Origin of the sequence: Pseudoalteromonas sp. CR1, assembly GCF_019392235.1 — a bacterium.
Classification (GTDB): Bacteria; Pseudomonadota; Gammaproteobacteria; order Enterobacterales; family Alteromonadaceae; genus Pseudoalteromonas.
Genome location: NZ_JAHXRM010000694.1, coordinates 1 through 225, shown reverse-complemented (window position 1 = coordinate 225; position 225 = coordinate 1). Strand labels below are relative to the sequence as shown.

Here is a 225-nt window from a genome sequence, read left to right as displayed (position 1 = left end):
GATAGCTCAGTTGGTAGAGCAGAGGATTGAAAATCCTCGTGTCCCTGGTTCGATTCCGGGTCGAGGCACCATTTATACAAAGCCTTGCTTATGCAGGGCTTTTTTGTTTTTAACCCGTGTTAAAACCTACCTTTTCAAATAATTTAGCGTGCCGACTTAGCTCAGCTGGTAGAGCAACTGACTTGTAATCAGTAGGTCAACCGTTCGACTCGGTTAGTCGGCACC

At 46.2% G+C, this 225-nt stretch carries 2 tRNA genes; both read left to right on the top strand.

Annotated elements, in window-relative coordinates:
* Position 1 precedes the first annotated feature (1 nt).
* Positions 2-71 (top strand) — tRNA-Phe (locus KZZ04_RS21055).
* Between the two features lie 79 nt (positions 72-150).
* Positions 151-223, top strand: a tRNA-Thr gene (locus tag KZZ04_RS21050).
* Positions 224-225: the final 2 nt, after the last annotated feature.